This is a genomic window from Pantoea sp. Mhis, assembly GCF_009830015.1.
The window spans coordinates 13464-34257 of sequence record NZ_SZZX01000003.1 but is presented as its reverse complement, the minus strand read 5'-3'; the positions used below and the strand labels follow the sequence as shown (position 1 = coordinate 34257).

15 protein-coding genes are annotated in these 20794 nt (G+C 28.1%); 1 reads left to right on the top strand and 14 read right to left on the bottom strand.

From position 1 onward, the window contains the following. Positions 1-66 precede the first annotated feature (66 nt). The 11 genes from lpxD to rpsB form a co-directional block, all read right to left on the bottom strand. The gene (lpxD, locus tag FD727_RS01595; protein ID WP_159938425.1) at positions 67-1080 is read right to left on the bottom strand and encodes a UDP-3-O-(3-hydroxymyristoyl)glucosamine N-acyltransferase; all 1014 of its coding nucleotides are present in this window, start codon (positions 1078-1080) and stop codon (positions 67-69) included. Positions 1081-1083: 3 nt separating this feature from the next. Then, positions 1084-1581 (bottom strand): OmpH family outer membrane protein, encoded by a 498-nt coding sequence (locus FD727_RS01590; RefSeq protein WP_159938424.1) that lies wholly within the window; start codon positions 1579-1581, stop codon positions 1084-1086. Positions 1582-1702: 121 nt separating this feature from the next. Next, positions 1703-4114: an outer membrane protein assembly factor BamA gene (gene bamA / locus FD727_RS01585; protein WP_159938423.1), complete on the bottom strand. Its 2412-nt coding sequence runs from the start codon at positions 4112-4114 to the stop codon at positions 1703-1705. A 36-nt stretch (positions 4115-4150) separates the two neighbouring features. Then, positions 4151-5518, bottom strand: coding sequence for a sigma E protease regulator RseP (gene rseP / locus FD727_RS01580; RefSeq protein WP_159938422.1), 1368 nt, complete (start codon positions 5516-5518; stop codon positions 4151-4153). 16 nt (positions 5519-5534) lie between these two features. Further along, a complete protein-coding gene (locus tag FD727_RS01575) occupies positions 5535-6392 on the bottom strand; it encodes a phosphatidate cytidylyltransferase (RefSeq protein WP_159938487.1) in 858 nt (285 codons plus the stop codon). Next, positions 6386-7171, bottom strand: a complete 786-nt coding sequence (gene uppS / locus FD727_RS01570) for a polyprenyl diphosphate synthase (RefSeq protein WP_159938421.1) — start codon at positions 7169-7171, stop codon at positions 6386-6388. The genes FD727_RS01575 and uppS overlap by 7 nt, the downstream gene beginning before the upstream one ends. Before the next feature lie 147 nt (positions 7172-7318). Then, positions 7319-8527, bottom strand: a complete 1209-nt coding sequence (gene ispC, locus FD727_RS01565; RefSeq protein WP_159938420.1) for a 1-deoxy-D-xylulose-5-phosphate reductoisomerase — start codon at positions 8525-8527, stop codon at positions 7319-7321. 132 nt (positions 8528-8659) lie between these two features. Then, positions 8660-9181, bottom strand: a complete 522-nt coding sequence (gene frr / locus FD727_RS01560) for a ribosome recycling factor (RefSeq protein WP_370515957.1) — start codon at positions 9179-9181, stop codon at positions 8660-8662. Positions 9182-9359: 178 nt separating this feature from the next. Further along, positions 9360-10085 (bottom strand): UMP kinase, encoded by a 726-nt coding sequence (pyrH, locus tag FD727_RS01555; protein ID WP_159938418.1) that lies wholly within the window; start codon positions 10083-10085, stop codon positions 9360-9362. 172 nt (positions 10086-10257) lie between these two features. Then, positions 10258-11076 carry a translation elongation factor Ts gene (tsf, locus tag FD727_RS01550; RefSeq protein WP_159938417.1) on the bottom strand — a complete coding sequence of 273 codons (819 nt, stop codon included), beginning with the start codon at positions 11074-11076 and terminating at the stop codon, positions 10258-10260. A gap of 154 nt (positions 11077-11230) precedes the next feature. After that, the gene (gene rpsB, locus FD727_RS01545) at positions 11231-11950 is read right to left on the bottom strand and encodes a 30S ribosomal protein S2 (protein ID WP_159938416.1); all 720 of its coding nucleotides are present in this window, start codon (positions 11948-11950) and stop codon (positions 11231-11233) included. Positions 11951-12714: 764 nt separating this feature from the next. Between rpsB and dapD the strand changes: the two genes are divergently transcribed. Then, the gene (gene dapD / locus FD727_RS01540; protein ID WP_159938415.1) at positions 12715-13539 is read left to right on the top strand and encodes a 2,3,4,5-tetrahydropyridine-2,6-dicarboxylate N-succinyltransferase; all 825 of its coding nucleotides are present in this window, start codon (positions 12715-12717) and stop codon (positions 13537-13539) included. A gap of 285 nt (positions 13540-13824) precedes the next feature. Here the strand turns inward: dapD and degP are convergent, their stop codons facing one another. The 3 genes from degP to mrcB all read right to left on the bottom strand — a co-directional run bounded on the left by degP (position 13825) and on the right by mrcB (position 20039). Then, a complete protein-coding gene (degP, locus tag FD727_RS01535; protein WP_159938414.1) occupies positions 13825-15273 on the bottom strand; it encodes a serine endoprotease DegP in 1449 nt (482 codons plus the stop codon). Positions 15274-16538: 1265 nt separating this feature from the next. Beyond that, positions 16539-16883: an iron-sulfur cluster insertion protein ErpA gene (erpA, locus tag FD727_RS01530; RefSeq protein WP_159938413.1), complete on the bottom strand. Its 345-nt coding sequence runs from the start codon at positions 16881-16883 to the stop codon at positions 16539-16541. Between the two features lie 804 nt (positions 16884-17687). Continuing rightward, positions 17688-20039 (bottom strand): bifunctional glycosyl transferase/transpeptidase, encoded by a 2352-nt coding sequence (gene mrcB, locus FD727_RS01525; protein ID WP_159938412.1) that lies wholly within the window; start codon positions 20037-20039, stop codon positions 17688-17690. Between the last annotated feature and the right edge of the window lie 755 nt (positions 20040-20794).

The window sequence follows — 20794 nt, the reverse complement described above, 5'->3', positions numbered from 1 at the left end:
GAAGTGAAGAAGATATACTGCTTTATTAGTTATATACTTACTTAATAAATATGCCTAGCATTGCACTTAAATCTTGTGTTCAATGCTCTTTAATCGTTTATTTATACTATCGATATTCATCAATAACACTGCCATTTTACGCCACACTTTATTAGATTGTATTGGAATGCCAGAAGAATATATGCCTGGTTTTGTAATTGAACGTATTACCATACTCATTCCAGTTATAATTACTTCATCACATATTTCCATATGACCATTAATGACACTAGCACCACCAATCATACAATTATGTCCAATTTTTAAATCTCCAGCCATAATGACACCAGCAGCAATTGCTGTATTCTCTCCAATAATAACATTATGTGCAATTTGACATAAGTTATCTATAATAACACCATTACTAATTAACGTATCATCTAGTGCTCCGCGAGCAATAGTAGTACAAGCACCAATTTCTACCAGATTCCCTATTATTACTCTACCTAATTGTGGAATTTTAACCCAATTACCTTGATTATTGGCATATCCGAAACCATCTGCACCAATAACTGCACCAGATTGAATCAGACAATTTTCTCCAATTTGAGTCTTATGATAAATTGTTACATTAGCCCATAAACGTGAACCATTACCAATATATGTTTGTTTACCGATAAAACATCCTGGACCAACTACAACATTGTTACCTAGTTTAACATTAGATTCAATTACGACATTCGCACCTATTGAAACATTCTGTCCTAATATTACACTTGAATCTATCACTGCGCTTGGGGCAATATTTTGCGCTGGTGGAGGTGTAGAATCGAATAGTTGAGCAATATAAGCATATGTTAAATAAGGATTTTTTACCACTAACGCAGATATTTTACAAAATTTTAAATCTTCTTCTGTTAATACCACCGCAGAAGCTTGAAGATGATTAAGTTTATTACGGTAACGCCTGTTTGCAAGAAAAGTTATTTGACCTGTTTTGGCAGATCTTATAGAAGCAATACTAGAGATAGTAATATCTCCGTCTCCATATAACTTTGCATTCAAGTACTGGGCTAAATCAGCCAGTCGGATCGATAACATTAATTATTTAACCTGCTTTAATACATCATTAGTAATATCTTTTTCGTGTGAAACATAAGCAATAGCCTCTGCATTAATCACAATATCATAACCTTGACTTTTAGCAACTTTCTTTATAGCATCATGTATACGACTTAATAATTTATTACGTTCCTGTATTTGACGATAACGTCTATCTTGATCAAAAATTTGTGCTTTATTTGAAAATTTTTCACGTTGAATTATAATATCCCGTTCTATGCGATTTCGTTCACTAGCTTTCATTTTAGATTTGTTGATTTGTAATTTCTGTATTTTATTTTGAATATCTAATTCTTGAAGTTGCAGCTCGGTAGAACGTCCTTTAAATTCATTTTCTAATTGTTTAGCAATAATGTTACGTTGTGGTAATTGCTGAAAAATACTTGCAATATTGGCAATTGCAATTCTTTCAGCAGCTTGAATATTTGTAGAAATTACTATAATTAAAGCTAGACTAATTGAATACAAAAGCTTTTTCATCATACATTCCTTTAAGTTAAACATCATTCTTAACAATAGCACCTTACTATGTAGTAAATTTTATATTGATAAAATATTAAAATAAATCTCACCACCATTAATTAACATTTAATACTGCTTATTACCAAGTTGTACCAATATTAAACTGAAAAGGTTCTGTTTTATCTTCATCATATATCTTTAAAGGTTTAGCATACGAGAAAACTATTGGTCCTAAAGGCGATAGCCATTGTAAAGCAATTCCAGCAGAAATTCTAATATTATATGGATTACTATAATCTGGAATTTCTGAGTTATGCATAAATTTAATATGTTGCCATTTAGTATCCCAAACAGTCCCTGCATCTATAAAAATAGATGTACGAAAAGAATTTTTATATTTTTCATTTAGAAGAGGTGTTGGCATGATTAGCTCAAGACTTGCATTAGCTATAGCATCACCACCAATTGCATCATTTGATTTACAAAATAATTTTTCACTTAAATCACAACTGGACAAACCATTTTTAAAATAAACAGCTTTTGGACCGAGTGTATTAGATTTAAAACCACGAACTGATTTAAAACCACCGCCATAAAAATTTTCATAAAATGGCATTTCTTTCTCATGAATTCCAGTCCCATAACCTACACGAGCACTACCTAATATTACCCAGCTACCATCATTGACTAATGATATATATTGCCGTGTCTCCAATACTACTTTGTAAAAAGAATTATATGATCCAGGAATAGTGACCTTACCACTAAAATGAGTTCGATTTCCACTCGTTGGAAAAATTCCGTTATTTAGATTGTTAAATATCCAACCATAATGAAAAGTAATATCAGATGAAGATAAGTGTTGATTACTATTAAGAAATAGAGGGTTACCGATCGAATCAAAATAACGCTTCATAGCTACATGAGGATGCATATTGGATAAATCGTTATGTACATAACCTAAACCAATCTGTAATGTATTTTTTTCACTAACTGGAAATCCTAATGTACCATTTATACCATAACTTCTATTAGTATAACCAGATTTATTTGCATTATCAGCTTTAAATCGACTATGAAAAACACGACCACTTAGACTGATACCATTTACTGTAAAATAGGGATCAAGCATTGAAATGTCAACATAATCATGATGTTCATTTTTTGTGGTATTAATACTTAAATTATTACCCGTACCCAACCAATTATTTTGGTTCATACCACCTTGAAAACGTATACCAATGCCACTACCATATCCAAATCCAAAATCAAAAGTACCAGTATTATGTTCTTTAACCTTATAAATAACATCTAATTGATCTGAGGATTTCAATATTGGTTTTGTTTTTAGATCAACTGATTCAAAGTAACCGGTACGATTTAATCGTTCTTTTCCTTGTTTAAGTAAATTATTATCTAACCAAGCTCCCTCCATTTGCCGAGTTTCTCGACGTAATACTATATCTTTGGAAATTGTATTGCCTTCAAAGCGCACCTGATGTACATAATAACGCTTCCCACTATCAATGTTAATATGCAACTTAACAGTCTTATCGATCGCATTAAGTTCAGGATATACTGTTATACGGCAAGAGTTATAACCATAATGTCCTAAAACATCTTTTATATTATCTTTTAAATGATTAATTTTTTTTGAATTATATATTTGATTTGATGAAATTTTATGTGTTAAACGCTTAATTTCTACAGAATGTCCTTGCATATTACCTTGAGTATATATGCCTGCAATTTTATATATATCACCTTCAACAATATTAATTGTTATGTAAATTCCTTTTTTATCCGAGGTGAAACTAACTTGACTAGATTCTATATTAAAAGCAATATATCCTCGTTCTAAATAGAAATCACGTAGTGTTTTTAAATCATTAAAGAATTTCTGTTTATTGAATTCAGTATTACTCAATATATTCCACCATCTTACTGAATCATGCAAATCAAAATGAGAAAGAATTTGTTTAGTACTAACTTTTTTATTACCTATAATATTAATTTGTTTGATTTTTGTAGATACACCTTCTTTAAATAACATCTTTAGCTTAACACGATTACGTGGCAAAGACGTTACAATAGAATCAATCGTTGCATTATATTTACCAATATCATAAAAAAAATTTTCTAATCCTTTTTTAACTAAATTAAGTGAAGCATAATTAATTGGTTCACCTACACGAATACCTAAAGTATTAAGATTAGTATTTAATTGTTTTTTACTTAACATTTTGTTGCCGGAAAAAATAATTTCTGTAATAATTGGCCTTTCTTGAACTCTAATTACTAATTTTTCATTATCTGTTAACACATTAACGCTTTCAAAGTTGCCTGTAGCAAACAATGATTGAATCATATTAGCTATATTCTTCTTACTCACTATGTTTCCGACATGGAATGGTACGCTTAACATAGCGGTACTAATACTAATTCGTTGCAATCCTTCAAAATGAATACTTTTTACCTGAAAAGTATCTACACCATAAACAGTGCTGCTACTCAAAAGCAGCAATGCTACAATAAACTTTTTCATAGCCATCGTTTTGTGCGTTATCCTAACACATCTCACATCTATTTATTTTCTAGCTATCAATAGATGTGAAAAATCATTGAAAAGCGCAAGTCCCATTAATAATACTAATAAAATTGAGCCAATACGATAACTAACGTTTTGAACTCTATCTGAAACTTGTTTACCTTTTATTTTTTCAATCAATAAAAATAATAAATGTCCACCATCTAATACTGGCAATGGAAGAAGATTAACAATACCTAAATTTATACTAATTAAGGCTAAAAACATTAAATAGCATAAAACACCATAATCTGCTGACAATCTTGCTCCTTGAGCTATAGCAACTGGTCCATGCAGATGATTTAACTTTACATCTCCACTAACTAATTTTTCTAACATAGACATTGTTATTTTAATTAGTTCCCATGTTTTTAAAGTTGCTGCACTTATTGCATTAAGTGGTCCAAATTGCTTTACTGTTTTATATTTATCAGTGATTGGAGTTGTACTCGGTATTATTCCTGCAAAACTTCCTTTATTATTAACTAATGTATTGTTTAGGATCATCTTCAATTGAAGATTTTTGCCATTACGTTCTACTTCTATTACTTTTGTATAAGTATTATTTTGTAACTTTAATGCAAAATCTTGCCATCGTGTTAAGAATTGTCCATTTAGTTTTATGATTTTATCACCAGCCTGAAATCCAGCTATGTAAGCTGGTGAATTAAATTGGACATTTGCAACTACCATTTTAACTTGTGTATTACTATATGGTAATATGCCTAAAGTAATTACTGGATCTTCTTTATCAGGATTAAATTTCCATTTATATAAATTAATGTATTTTTGTTGAATTTTATGATCACCGAACTGTGAAACACTAAATATAACTTTACTATTACCAATTTTACTTAGTAAAATCATACGTACTGTATCCCAATCAGGTGTGTTAATACCATCTATCGCTTTAAGTTCCATGCCAGATTTAATCTCTGCTTCTGCAGCAATAGAATGATTTATAACTTTATTAACAACTGGCCGCACTACGGATATACCATGAATAAATACAAACCAATATATAAAAATTGCAAAGATAAGATTTGCAGCAGAACCAGCCGTAATAATAAGAGTGCGTTGAAGTATAGTTTTATTATTGAAAGCTTGATGACTAAATTTACTAGATACACAACCTTGAGTGCGTTCATCAAGCATTTTAACATATCCCCCAAGAGGGATAAGCGCAATAACGTACTCAGTATCATAACGATCACTAAATCGCCATAAAATTTTTCCAAAACCGATAGAAAAACGTTCAACTTTAACACCACAAAAACGTGCTACTAAAAAATGCCCAAACTCATGTACGGTTATCAATAGACCTAGTGCGCCAATAAAAGCTACAAGACTCCAAAGTATACTCAACATTAATGCCTATCCTTCCTTAAAAAAAGCGGAATATCAATAACAAATATACTAAAATCGGTACTGCAGATGTAAGGCTATCAATACGATCGAGAATACCGCCATGACCAGGAATTAAATTACCACTATTTTTTATACCAGCTTCACGTTTGAACATACTCTCAGTCAAATCACCCAGCACAGAAGTAAGTACAATAATTATAGAGAAAAAAAACAACATGCTTATTTTAATATTATTAAATGGTGCTAATAAACTAAATAACCACGCAATAATAGTCGAAAATAATAAACCTGCAAACAAACCTTCCCAAGTTTTACCTGGAGAGATTTTAGGTGCTAATAGATGTTTACCAAAATATCTGCCAAATATATAAGCTCCAGAATCAGCACTCCATACAAGAAACATCACAATTAATAACCACCATGTTCCTGTAATGTTTTTAATATTATTGGTATATATACGTAATAGGATAATACTTAAAAAAAATGGTATTAGTATAAACATGCCAAATAATAAACGTAGTAAACGTGAATTACGCCATAATCCCGCAGAAGAAGGATAAAAAGATACTAAGATAAAAGCACTAAACCACCATATTATGGATACCCATAAAAATGCTTGTATTTCGAACTGCTGTAGATTATTTTGAGTGATTTGTAGTATATAAACCATTATTAATAATATAAAACCATATAACATAGCAATGAAAGCTCGTTGTCCATGTGTGATTATTCCTGCTAATAATCCCCATTCCCACGCAGCAAGCATACAAACAGCAATATTTATAATAATAAAAATAAATAACGGTAAATAAGATATCAATAGAATTACTAAAGGCATTAAAATACATGCACTAACAATACGAATTTTCAGCAGAAATCACCTCTCTTAACAAATAATTTTGAGATAATCTCTTGTGAATTTCCGCCATATCGACGTTCTCTTTTCATAAATGAATGTAATGCATCTTGAAAAATTAGTTCATTAAAATCCGGCCAAAGAATATCAGTAAACCAAAATTCAGCGTAAGCAATCTGCCATAGTAAAAAGTTGCTAACCCGATGTTCTCCACCAGTCCTTATTACTAAATCTACAGGAGGTAATTCTTGCGTACATAAATATATAGATAAAATCTCTTCAGTAATATGATCTGGATTTAATAATCCTTTCTGAACTTGTTTAGCTATTTTCTTCGTACCTTGAACGATATCCCATCGTCCACTATAGTTGGCAGCAATGTTCAGCACTAATCCCTTATTATGCTGTGTTAGTTTTTGTGCATAGTGTATACGTTTTTGAATACAATTATTAAATTGTTCAATATCACCAATCACACGTAAGTTTACGTTATATTTATGTAAGCTTTTAACTTCGTTATCAAGCGCCCAAATAAATAATTCCATTAAATCTATTACTTCTTGGACAGGTCTACGCCAATTTTCACTGCTAAAAGCATAAAGAGTTAATACTGATAATTTATGTTTTATAGCAAATTTAACCGCTTTACGTACTGATTTTACACCTGCTCTATGACCAAAGATACGTAATTTCCCTTGCTTTGTTGCCCAGCGACCATTACCATCCATAATAATCGCGACATGACTTGGTACAAGATACGATCTTTTATTGATTAAATCATAATTATTAGAGCACATAATAATCAAATACTTCCTTTACTAGAAGGAGTCCTACTTCAATACATATTACACACATGTTAATCCATATTAAATATAACAATCTAGTATATAATGACCATTTTTAGTTTAACATAAAATTTTAAAAGGAACAAATAACAAAGATATTTAAGCTATTAAACTAAAACGTGGTAATAATTTATTAACAATAATGCGTACACGTCTATCGATCTCCACAACATCTTCAATATTAATTGGTTCTGAACATGAAAAAGATGATAAAATTTCTTTATTAATATGCGCAATATCTGTAAATCTAATTTTATGTTGTAAAAAAGCTGTTACTGCAATTTCATTGGCTGCGTTTAAAATAATAGTGGCCGCCTGACCTTCAGCACATGCATCAATAGCTAATTTTAAGCATGGATAGCGATTATAATCAGGTTTTGCAAAAACTAATTCTTTGATCTGTGTTAAATCAAGTGAATTTATCTCAGTATTAATACGTGTAGGCCACGACATACTATATGCAATGGGAGTCCGCATATCTGGCACACCTAATTGAGCTAAAACGCTACCATCACAATAACGTACCATAGAATGAATAATAGACTGTGGATGTAAGATGATTTCTATTTGATCTAAATCAGTAACATTAAATAACCAACGAGCTTCAATATATTCAAAACCTTTATTGATCATGGTAGCAGAATCAACAGAAACTTTATTACCCATGGACCAGTTAGGATGTAAGCATGCTTGTGCTGGAGACATATAAACTAAATCAGAAATTGGTACATTACGAAAAGGACCACCAGATGCTGTAAGCAGAATTGATTTAATACCATGTTTTTGAAGATCAGCATATCCTAATTGATGCTGCATACTTATAGGTAAAAGCTGAAAAATAGCATTATGTTCACTATCTACAGGTAATAACTGCGCCTTATATTGACGGACTGCGTTCATAAATAAAGCACCACAAGTCACAAGAGATTCTTTATTAGCTAATAATATAGTCTTTCCAGCACGTATAGCAGCCAATATAGGTTGCAAACAAGAAAATCCTACAATAGCGGCCATAACCTGATCAACTTCATCCAATACTGCTAATTCACTAGCTGCTTCAATACCAGAAAACACTTCAGTGTGAATATTTAATAATTTTAATTGTTTACGTAAAATTTTAGCTGAAGCTTGATCAGACATAGCTGCATAACGTGGTCGAAATTGCTGACATTGTGCAATCATTTTAGTTACATTCTGATATGAAACTAACGCTGTAACATGATATTTATCCGGATTAGCTGCTATTATAGATAAAGTACTAGTACCAATAGAACCAGTAGAACCTAGTAAAGTTAATTTTTTCTTCATTAGATATCCTTATGAAGTCATAATGAAGGATATTTTGTATATATGTAGAATACATTTCATAAATTAACAAATTATATAGCTATAAATTAGGCGTCTTGAAATAAAGTATTAATTCTATTTAAATAAATAAAATTAAACCTCCATAAGTTCTTTTTCTTTTTCAACCAATGCTATATCAACATATTGGATATGTGTATTAGTTATATTTTGAATCTCTTCTTGTAATCGATGTTCATCATCTTCACTAATCTCTTTGCTCTTTAGCAATATTTTAATTTTGTCATTAGTTTCACGACGAATGTTACGTATAGCAACGCGACTCATTTCTGCTTCATTACGAACAACTTTAATCAACTCTTTACGACGTTCTTCCGTTAATGTAGGTAATGGAACACGAATATAATTACCATCTGAAGTTGGATTTAATCCAAGATTTGATGATACAATTGCTTTCTCAATTGCTGGTCCTATTGATCGATCAAATACATTAATCTTCAAAGTATGTGCATCTTCTACTGTTATAGAAGCTATTTTATTTAATGGTATAATTGTACCGTAATACTTTACTGTAATTCCACTAAGTAATCCAGGTGCTGCACGACCAGTACGTACTTTACTAATAGTATTCCTAAATGCCGATATACATTTATTCATACGTATATCAGCAATATTTTTAATATTGTTAATCACATTAAACCCTCTAGATTTAAATTAGTGGATTTTATTCAGAATAATTAAAGCATTACTAATGTAATTTCATTTGTCTTATATAATTTATAATTGTAAAAATATAGTATAAATATTTATATATTTTAATTATATTTACTTTTTATTAAGTCATAATTAAAGTTCCTTCTTTTTCACCCATAACTACTCTTCTTAATGCACCAAGTTTATTCATATTAAAAATGCGGATTGGCAGTTGATGGTCACGAGCTAATGTAAAAGCAGCTAAATCCATTACTTTAAGCTCTTTTTCTAATACTTCAGTATATGTTAATTGATCGTACAATTGTGCACTAATATTTTTGATTGGATCAGATGAATAAACACCATTAACTTTAGTTGCTTTTAGCACTACATCAGCTTCGATTTCAATTCCACGCAAACAAGCTGCAGAATCAGTAGTAAAAAATGGATTTCCAGTTCCTGCGGAAAAGATAACTACTCTATTATTACGTAACAAACTGATTGCTTCTGCCCAGCTATAATTATCGCATACACCATTTAGTGGAATTGCAGACATTAAACGAACATTCACATATGCACGATGTAGAGCATCACGTAGAGCTAAACCATTCATTACAGTTGCTAACATACCCATATGATCACCAACGACTCGATTCATTCCTGCCTGTGCTAAACCAGCACCGCGAAATAGATTTCCACCTCCAATTACCACCCCTACTTGGATACCTAATTCCACTAATTCTTTTACTTCTTGTGCTATACGATCAAGTACACTTGCATCAATACCAAAATCTTCATTTCCTTGTAGTGCTTCACCACTTAATTTTAATAGGATACGTTGATATATAGGTTTTATATTTATAGGCATGTTTAGCTCTTAAAATATGAAGCTTGACCTAATTAATTAGGTGTTCTTATAAACATAAGAGAAAATAGCTGATTAAAAAAATTAAGGTAATAGCATTTTACACACCTAAAAAATCACTAGAACTTGTTATGCTCTAACAAGTTTAAGATTTATGTGTTCTTATTCAAGTTTATTAGTAAATTAATTTTGGTGTTTCTATTGCTTCTCCAAGCTCAAATCGTATAAAATTAATCACGCTAGCATTTTCTGCTTCTAATATTTGCATAACACTTTTATTTTGATCAAAAATGAATAATTGACTAATTAAAGATATTTCTTCAATAAATTTTTTCATTCGACCGGCAACTATTTTTTCTATAATTTCTTTTGGTTTATTAGATTTTGCTGTTATTTCTAATTGTATTTCATATTCATTTTTAATGACATAATTAGGTACATCTTCTGGTTTGATAAATTCTGGTTTACTAGCAGTAATGTGCATTGCAATTTGCTTGCTTAATGTTTTATTAAGTCCTTGAGTAGAAATTAAAACACCAATACGTTCACTATGTTGATAACAGTTTAATTCTGTACCTTCTAAAATGGCAATGCGACGAATATTGATGTTTTCACCAAATTTTGAAATTAAAGCAATGCGTTCTTCTTCAAATTGTGATTTTAGTTTATTAATATCAGTTAATTTTTTGGTAATAGCTGTATGCATAATGTCACCAACAAAACCTTGAAAAACATTATGTTTAGCAACAAAATCAGTTTCACAATTAACCTCTAATATCATCGCATAACCGTCACTAATTTGAACATTAATTAATCCTTCAACAACTGCATTGCATGATTTTTTTGCAGCTTTAATAATACCAGATTTACGCATATTTTTAATTGCAAGTTCAATATTCCCATTTACCTCAATAAGTGACGTTTTACATTCCATTATGCCTAATCCAGTACGTTCACGTAATTCTTTCACTAATGCAGTAGTAATTTCATTCATTCAAGAATCCTTAATTTTATTTTTTAAAATTATTAGGAATTAATGTAGGAGATTTACTTTATTAATCAGCAGATTATTTTATGAATATAAAGATATAAATCTGGATTAAATAAGAGAGAATATTCTTTGAAAGTTTTAAAAAAAAATAAGTTTTTCAAATATTAGTGATTTCTTCAACATATTCTGATAAACGTTGAGAACGTCCTTTTTGTATAACAACTGCAACAGCAGTTAGATATAAATGTACAGCACGAATTGCATCATCATTACCAGGAATAACAAAATTAATACCTTCTGGATTTGAATTAGTATCAACAATAGCAAAAACAGGAATACCTAATTTATTTGCTTCTTTAATTGCAATATGTTCATGATCTGCACCAATAACAAATAATGCATCCGGTAAACCTCCCATATTTTTAATTCCACCTAAACTATTTTCCAACTTCACTAATTCACGAGTACGTATCAAGGCTTCTTTTTTAGTTAATTTATCAAAGGTACCGTCTTGAGATTGAATTTCTAGTTCTTTTAATCTTTTAATAGATTGACGAACAGTTTTCCAATTAGTTAACATACCGCCTAACCAGCGATTATTTACAAAAAATTGATCACAATTTAAAGCATATTCTTTTATTGCTTTGCTAGCAGCACGTTTAGTACCAACTAATAAAATTTTACCTTTACGGAAAGAAATTTGACTTAATTCTTTTAAAGCTTTATTAAACATAATAACAGTTTTTTCAAGATTAATAATGTGAATTTTATTACGTGCACAAAAAATAAAAGGTTTCATTTTTGGATTCCAATAACGAGTTTGATGACCAAAATGAACACCTGCTTTGAGCATATCGTGCATAGAAACAGTTACCATAATTACCTCCAACTTTAATTTAACGTTATGCTTGCATGCATTTATAATACATTGATTCCTTATATAGAATCAAAAGCATTTAAATTATATGCCAATGCGTAGGAGTGTTAATTTTATATTTTGTTTTTTAAAGGTTCATGAACAAATAATCAAAATTATAGATTAATTATATTATACTGAAGTATCTTAATACATTGATAATTATCATTTTAACAATCCTTTTAGATTTAAAATAAATATTTATATATTAATAATTTTATTGTAATCTTAGTATTGATTTTAAAAATAAATAAATTATCCCATACTTTTTTATTAAAAATAATAGACTATCATTCCCTATATTATATTTTTATAGTACTAGAATATAGTTATATATTCAATTGATAATATTTTAAAATATTAAAGACATATCTTTTAATACATCAATATATAAACTACATTTATACAGTAAGTTATTCAATATAAATTTAATTATTTTATTATTATAATAATTTCTTAAATTATTAATTTATACTTAAGAAGTATAAATTAGCTAAGTAAATAAAATAAATTATATGGTCATTATATAAATTTATTAGTCAGATAACTACATAAAATATTTATTTTTATTTAAAAAATTACATATAAAGTTCCCGATCTACATCTAAATAATATTAATGTATTAATTATGTTATAAACATTATTTAAATTGTTAAAGATATTTTTTAATCTTTAATTTATGCGATATTTATGAAATTTTTGATTTAAAAAGTTAGGAATTCATTATGCAAGAATTACAGAACATTATTGAAAATACTTTTGAGTACCGTAATAACCTTAGTCCATCAAATATAGATGATGCAACTAAAAAAGCTATTAATCAGGTAATTATACTTTTAGATAAAGGTAATATACGTATTTCTGAAAAAATTAATGGTAAGTGGGTAACTTACCAGTGGATAAAAAAAGCAATTTTATTGTTTTTTCAAATTAATGAAAATAAATTAATAAAAGGCATTGAAACATGTTTCTATGATAAAATTCCAATGAAATTTGCAAATTGGAATATTGATAAATTCAAACATGAAAGGATTCGTATAGTTCCTCCAGCTACTGTTCGTCAAGGAGCATTTATTGCCCGTAATACTGTTTTAATGCCATCTTATATTAACATTGGAGCTTACATTGATGAGGGTACTATGATTGATACTTGGACTACAGTGGGGTCCTGTGCACAAATCGGGAAGAATGTTCATATTTCTGGTGGTGTTGGTATAGGAGGAATTTTAGAGCCTTTACAGGATAATCCTACTATTATTGAAGATAATTGTTTTATTGGAGCACGTTCTGAAATAGTTGAAGGTGTAATTATTGAAGAAGGTTCAGTTATCTCTATGGGAGTGTATATTGGTCAAAGTACAAAAATTTATAATCGTAAAACAGATGAAATTCATCATGGATATATACCTGCTGGTTCAGTAGTTATTGCAGGTACTCTACCTTCTAAAACAGGTAAATATGCAATGTATTGCGCAATCATAGTAAAAAAAGTTGATATAAGAACTCGTAATAAAGTAGAAATCAACAAATTATTACGTTCTATTAATTAGAATATTTATCAAATTATCCACCTTACAGATTGTAATCAAATCAAACTAAATTTCAATAATTTAAATATAATTATTTGATATATATAATTTTCTAAACTTAATAATTCACAGTTACTTTAATATCTAACAAATATCCAAAAATTTATTTTAATTCAATAATTGAAATTTGTTAAAATAATAAGAATTTAATCTTTTAACTACTAAATCCTTAATAAGGATTAAGGTATTTTATATAAAATTATTGTAAGGTAAGCAATAGCTTACCTTACAAAGAACTTGTATATTTTATTGCATTAGTAAAAGATAAATATTATTAGAGCCACGTTGAACATTTATCGCTAAAACCGGTGGTTTTGTATCAAGAATTTTACGTAATTCACCTAGATTTTTTACTGATTGTTGATTAACAGATAAAATGATATCACCTTTTTTGAGACCAACATGTGAAGCAGGACTACCATTTTTTACACTATTAACACGTACTCCTCCTTTTCTACCTCTAACATTACTTAAATCAGCACCTTCAATTCCAGAGTATATTGAAGATGATTCTAATTTGTTTACTTCACTTTCCTGAAGTTCAACTACTACGTTGAATATTTTCCCATTGCGTAATATGCCTAATTTTATTTTAGTTCCTACTGGTAAAGTTCCGACCTCTGCTCTTAGAGCAGCAAAATTACTTAATGGTTTATTATTCATTGATATGATAACGTCACCTGATTTAATACCAGCTCTAGCAGCAGCAGATTTGGATAATACTTGACTAATGAAAGCACCTCGCTGTACATTAATCCTCATTGCTTTTGCTAGATCTGAATTTAATTCAGTACCTAAAATACCTAATTCACCACGTTTTACTTGTCCGTATTCTAGCATCTGAGCTATTAAATTTTTTACCATAGAACTAGGAATAGCAAATCCTATACCGATATTACCACCATCTGGTGCTAAAATAGCAGTATTTATACCAATTAACTCACCATTTAAATTTACTAATGCACCACCAGAATTACCACGATTAATTGCTGCATCAGTTTGAATAAAGTTTTCATAATTTTCTACATTTAAGCCGCTGCGACCTAATGCAGAAATAATACCTGATGTAACTGTTTCACCAAGGCCATAAGGATTACCAATAGCTACTGCATAATCACCTACACGTAAATTATCAGAGCTAGCGATTTTAATAGAAGTTAAATTTTGTGCATTTTCTAATTGAATTAATGCAATATCAGATCTTTGATCTTTACCAATAATTTTAGCATTATAACGCCGACCATCACTGAGTTGTACTTGAATTTTGGTAGCACTATCAATTACATGATTATTAGTAACAACATAACCTTTTTGAGCATCAATAACTACACCTGAACCAAGCACATGAAATTTACGCTGTTGATTACTAGTGTTATTATCATCATTTTCATTATCACCATTGCCTTGACAGATTGGGGAACCCTGAAACGGTGAACCCTCTTGGCAAAATAAAAAATTGTCACCAAAAAAATGTCGAAATTGTTGCGACATATGAGGCGTTTTAACAACAGTATTTCCTTCTACACTAATACTAACTACAGAAGGCATAACTTTTTCTAACATGGGTGCTAAACTAGGTAATTGATAACTCGAGGAGGAAGAGGACGTTATTCCTTCTGCGAAGGTATTTATTGAGCTTAAAGCTATACCAATACTAAATGTTAGAACACTTAACGTTAATGTATTTTTTTTCATTCATCTATGTCTCATCTAAGATTTACGGACAGACCATTCTTTGGTCATGAGAGTGAGATTTAATATTTAGCACGAAGTTCCTAATGAAGTTTTATAAAGGTAAAATTTATTTTTAATACTTTATAAAAAGTTTGTTATATTTTATAATATAAGGTAAAAAGATTTTACTCAAAAAATAATTTCTAATTATATCACTGCTCTTGCTACTAGTAATTTTAATTAAATTAAAATTATAAATAATAACGTTTAGATAACATTTTTAACATAACTATTCAAAAATAGTCACTAATTGATAGTCGGATATTAGATTTTTTAATTTTTATTAAATCAAATTAAATTATATTTTAATATATGAACTAAATATCATGCTTTTCCAATACTGTTATATTTTCATTGCATTATGCCAAATAGCTATACGTACATAACTATATATAAGTAAATTAAATATAATCATTATATAACTATATTTTTAAAAAAACTTAGATAATAGTTATTTAATAATAAGAAAATCTCTAAAAAATAGAAATTTTAAATAGAAAAAGCAAAAAATAAAATTTTGATAAAAGTAATAAGATAAATTATTTCATATTAGCAACATTAAAATTACGTAGCTTAATTACATAAAGTAAATCTAATCTTATTAGATTCAAGATTGAGAAAATGGATGTATTATATTATCACTATTATTTTGATAATATTATACAAATCGAATTTTATAATTAATAATTTTTGTAATGGAATAATAGCTCCAATGTTAAAAATGAGCGATAGATTAAATCTAATGAAAATTAATTCTTATTATACTAACATAAGAATGTTTGGATACGAATTTGGTCAAGCTATGAGACTTGCATAACGGTACTTCTAATAATATTTAAATTTTCTATCTTTAAAGAAGATATTAAATCTGCTTTATTTATAGTAATTCGACAACTATTAAATATTAATTAATTTTTTTGATACTTAAATTACACCAAGTTAGCTATAACTATTAATTATGTTTATTACCGATTTAATATATATTATTAGTAAAAATATATGTTTTTTGATATAGCTGCGTGAAAGCTATTTTGTAATTTTTATGATTTACTTATGCCTAATGTATCATTAATAATAAATAATGATCAAAACTATTAGTTAATAACTAATTAATAGATTATTCAGCTTATTTAAGGTTTCATAAAGTCTTAAATAAAAAATTTGAAGTAATTAAAACGTAAAATATAACATTGATTCATTATTAATGATATTAGCTATTAATCATATTAGATACTAAAAGAATAACCACAACCACAAGTTGTTTTCGCATTTGGATTATTTACAATAAAACGTGATCCATCTAATCCTTCGATATAATCTATTGAACCACCAAATAAATATTGTAAGCTAATTGAATCAATAACTAAAATTACGTCTTGTTTTTCAACAATTATATCACCATCATTGATTTTATCATCCAAAGTAAAAGCATACTGAAAACCATTACAACCTCCTCCTGTAATATAAATACGTAATTTTAATTCTGCTTTATTTTCTTGTTCAATGAGATTTTTCACTTTTTGAACTGCTGTATCAGTCAATTGTAATGGTATATCTATGCTTTGATTCATTTTTTACTCCAATGATACTATCTAAGATATATATGTTTTGTATTTTTAAAAAATATAATCAAGTAATCTTTTACTTAAAAATTTTGATTAATATACTTTAGCCATTAATCTTCAACATTAATTCCAATATTTTATTTTCTATTTATTTCTTGATTTTTCTAATTGACATTATTGAGAATAAATAAGCAAATTATTCCATATGTACTAATTATTATACATATAATAATTAGCCCTTTTATATGTTAAATGCTTATATACAATAAATTATTTGAAATAATACAATATTTTTAATGTATTCATTATGTTAGTACAAATATATTAAGTTACATTATATTTAATATATTCAAGTTATATTTAAATAAATTTATTAAAATTCAAAAATTTTTTAATCTATATATGTATATAATAGTATGTTATATACATATATGAAAACAATTTTGATTTGTTCATTAAACTAATTAGCAATATTTGAGTATTTTAAAAATATATTTGTTATATCTATGTATATATAAATATAATAAATTAGAATGTTAACATTGACTTAAATTATCATAAAACTAACTAAACTAGTTTTATGATAAAATAAAATACTATTAGTTATAGTACATAAATACTATGTATATTTTCAGTAGATATTAGAATTTAAATTCTATTTATAATAATATAAATATTAGTATAAGTTTTACATAACTTACCATATAAAATAACTTCAGAATTAAATTCTTTTATCTAACACAACATATAATATAGCAATAAATCAATTTTTTAATTAAGTTAAAAAATTTTAGATATGAATGACAATAATCATTCAGTTATTTTTTTTGGATTTTCACATAATTTATCTGGATTTAAAGTCCACACTGGTAATGTACGTAAAGTTTTATTACACACAAAATTACCAATTGAATCAATATTAAAATATGAAATATCTTCAGGTAATATCAATTCCAAAGGAGTTGGTGCTTGATTTTCTAAATAACGAATATAAACGTGTAGTGCACCAGTAGCACCATAAAGCTTTGAACTTTGATTATTATCACGGCCAACCCACGTAATAACTACTTCCTTACCATCAATTCCTGCAAACCAACTATCTACTAAATCATTAGTAGTACCCGTTTTACCAGCTAAGTGTGCTTTTGGATATCGTCTGCCTAATATATGAGCAGTACCATGTGAAACAACTTGTTGCATAGCATACATTGTTAAATAAGCAGCTTGTGGAGCTACAACATATTCTGCTTGAGGATAACTTTGATATAAAATAGTTCCATTTTCTGCTATTATTGCGCGTACTGATGATAATTTAGCATAGTTACCTCCGCTAGAAATTGATTGAAACACCTGTGCTACTTCAATAGGTGTTAAATTAAGTGCACCTAATAATATAGAAGGTACTAAATGTAATTGATTTTTTGGCACACCAAGTTTAATCCAAGTCTTAGCAACTGATTCTAAACCTAACACCATACCAAGATGTACTGTAGGTATATTCATTGAGTAAATTAATGCATCTCCTAACAATACTTTGTCAGTATAATGATGATCGTTATTCATAGGTTTCCAAACATTACTATGTGATTGTTTTAAAGCAATTGGAGTATCGGCAATCCATGAATTTAAACGATAACTATTTGGTTGACTTAAAGCTGTTAAATAAGTAGTTGGTTTAGCTAGTGACCCAATTGAACGACGAGCTTGAAGTGCACGATTATATCCAGCAAATTGAGGTTCAGAACCACCTATTATAGCACGTATTTCACCACTAAATCGATCTACTACCACCATTGCTATTTCTAAATCTTTTAGAGCATGCTTTTTTTTTAAAATTGGAATTTCTTTTTGAACAGCTCTGTCTGCTAATTTTTGAGTATTCAAATCTAATGTAGTAAAAATCTTTGCACCAGAAAGATCTTCAATATTATTCCCAATTTTATTTTGAATTTCATTACGCATAAATTGAATAAAAGCTGGTTGCGGAATAATTACACCACCTTTTTTTTGCACACTTAAACCACGCACTGATAATACATCATACAGTTTTTGATCAATTATTTTTTGATGTTGTAATAAATGTAATACTACATTACGACGTTGTATAGCTAATTTTAGACTATGCCATGGATTATAAAGTGATGCACCTTTTACCATACCAACCAAAGTTGCTTGTTGATCTAAGCTTAATTCATCTACTGGACAACCAAAATAATATAAGCTTGCTAATGGAAATCCATGTATTTGTTCATTACCAATTTGTCCCAAATAAACTTCATTAAGATAAAGTTCTAGAATATGATTCTTACTGTATCTGGCATCCATAATTAATGCCATATAAACTTCTCTCACTTTACGCCATAGAGAACGTTTATTTGTTAAAAATAAATTTTTCACTAACTGTTGTGTTAAGGTACTACCTCCTTGTACTGTACGTCCTGCATGAATATTAGCTAAAATTGCACGTCCAATTGAATATAAATTAATCCCACCGTGTCTATAAAAATAACGGTCTTCGGTATCTATTAACATATTTATTAATAAATTAGGAAATCCGGTAAGAGGAACAAATAAACGTTGTTCACCATTAGGTGACTGCAACATACTAATAAGACGAGGATCAAGTCGAAAAAAACCTAAATTACGTCCAGTATCTAAATTTTTAATCTCGGTTATTTCATTTTTATTAAAAGTCATACGTACATGAAACTGCCACTCTTTACTATCTGGAAAATTGAAGGCTCGTCGTAAAATATCAATAGTATTATCTTTAATACTAAATTCACCCGTATGATTAATATATAATACCTTTCGGTATTGTGCTACTTCAAGCAATTTAATTACTTGATTTTGCGTATATAACATACCAGGTTCAAAATCTACAATACGACCGTAAACTAAAACGGGAAATTTCCATACCTTACCATCAATACGTGTACAGATTTCTGAATATAGATAAATTCCCCATATTAAAATTGTAATTATCAAAATTAATGATATTATGGTTAAATAACCTAGATAATGATATTTGCCATTGTATAATAAACGTTTTATTAAAATATACTTATTATTTAGTTTATAGGAACTACGTTTGATATTGTGATGCACAGTTTTAGTTTGTCGTTTTTTGCGTCCAATAGGTTCACGATTGTTCCATAACATGCTACGATTCTCCAATCGTAATTAATGATAATTTGATTAGTTTATTAAACTATATACAAATTTACTGGAAAAGATTAATAATTTCAAATTATTAATCTTTATTTAATAGATTTAAATAATAAAACAGTTACGATAGTTATTATTAATAACCACTATTATACAATACCAAAATATTTTATGAAAATTATTTATTTTAGTTTAATCACTAATAAATAAAAGCTATTGATGCATAATCAGTATTAAATTTTATTTTTTTGTAATTTAGCAATTTAGTATTATTAGTTAGTTTTTATAAAATATTTTCATTTAATTAAATTAACTAGCTTTAATTATAGACTGTATTTTTACAGTCGGCGTTTAAATTATTTAATAATACATCTTATACTTAATATAAGTATTCTTTTAACTACTTTAAATTATTAAATAATCTTATATGAGCTTATAATTCTATGTTTATTATATATAATGATATTTGAATCTTTATTAAATATGATTATCTTCTAAATAGGTTAAAGCTAAATATAAAGCATTATTCATATATGATTTTATCATAACTAAATTGATTATTAATCAATAATCAATTTTTCTGGTTTAGAAAATGAATTATTAACTTTTATCATGATGAAATAATGATTATTGATTTTAATAGATACCTAAATTTTTATAATGATGTTTATCAATTTTTAAAAAATATGCAATAAATTACAGAAAATGTTTAATTAATAAAAAATATAAAAATTTACTACTGATTTTAT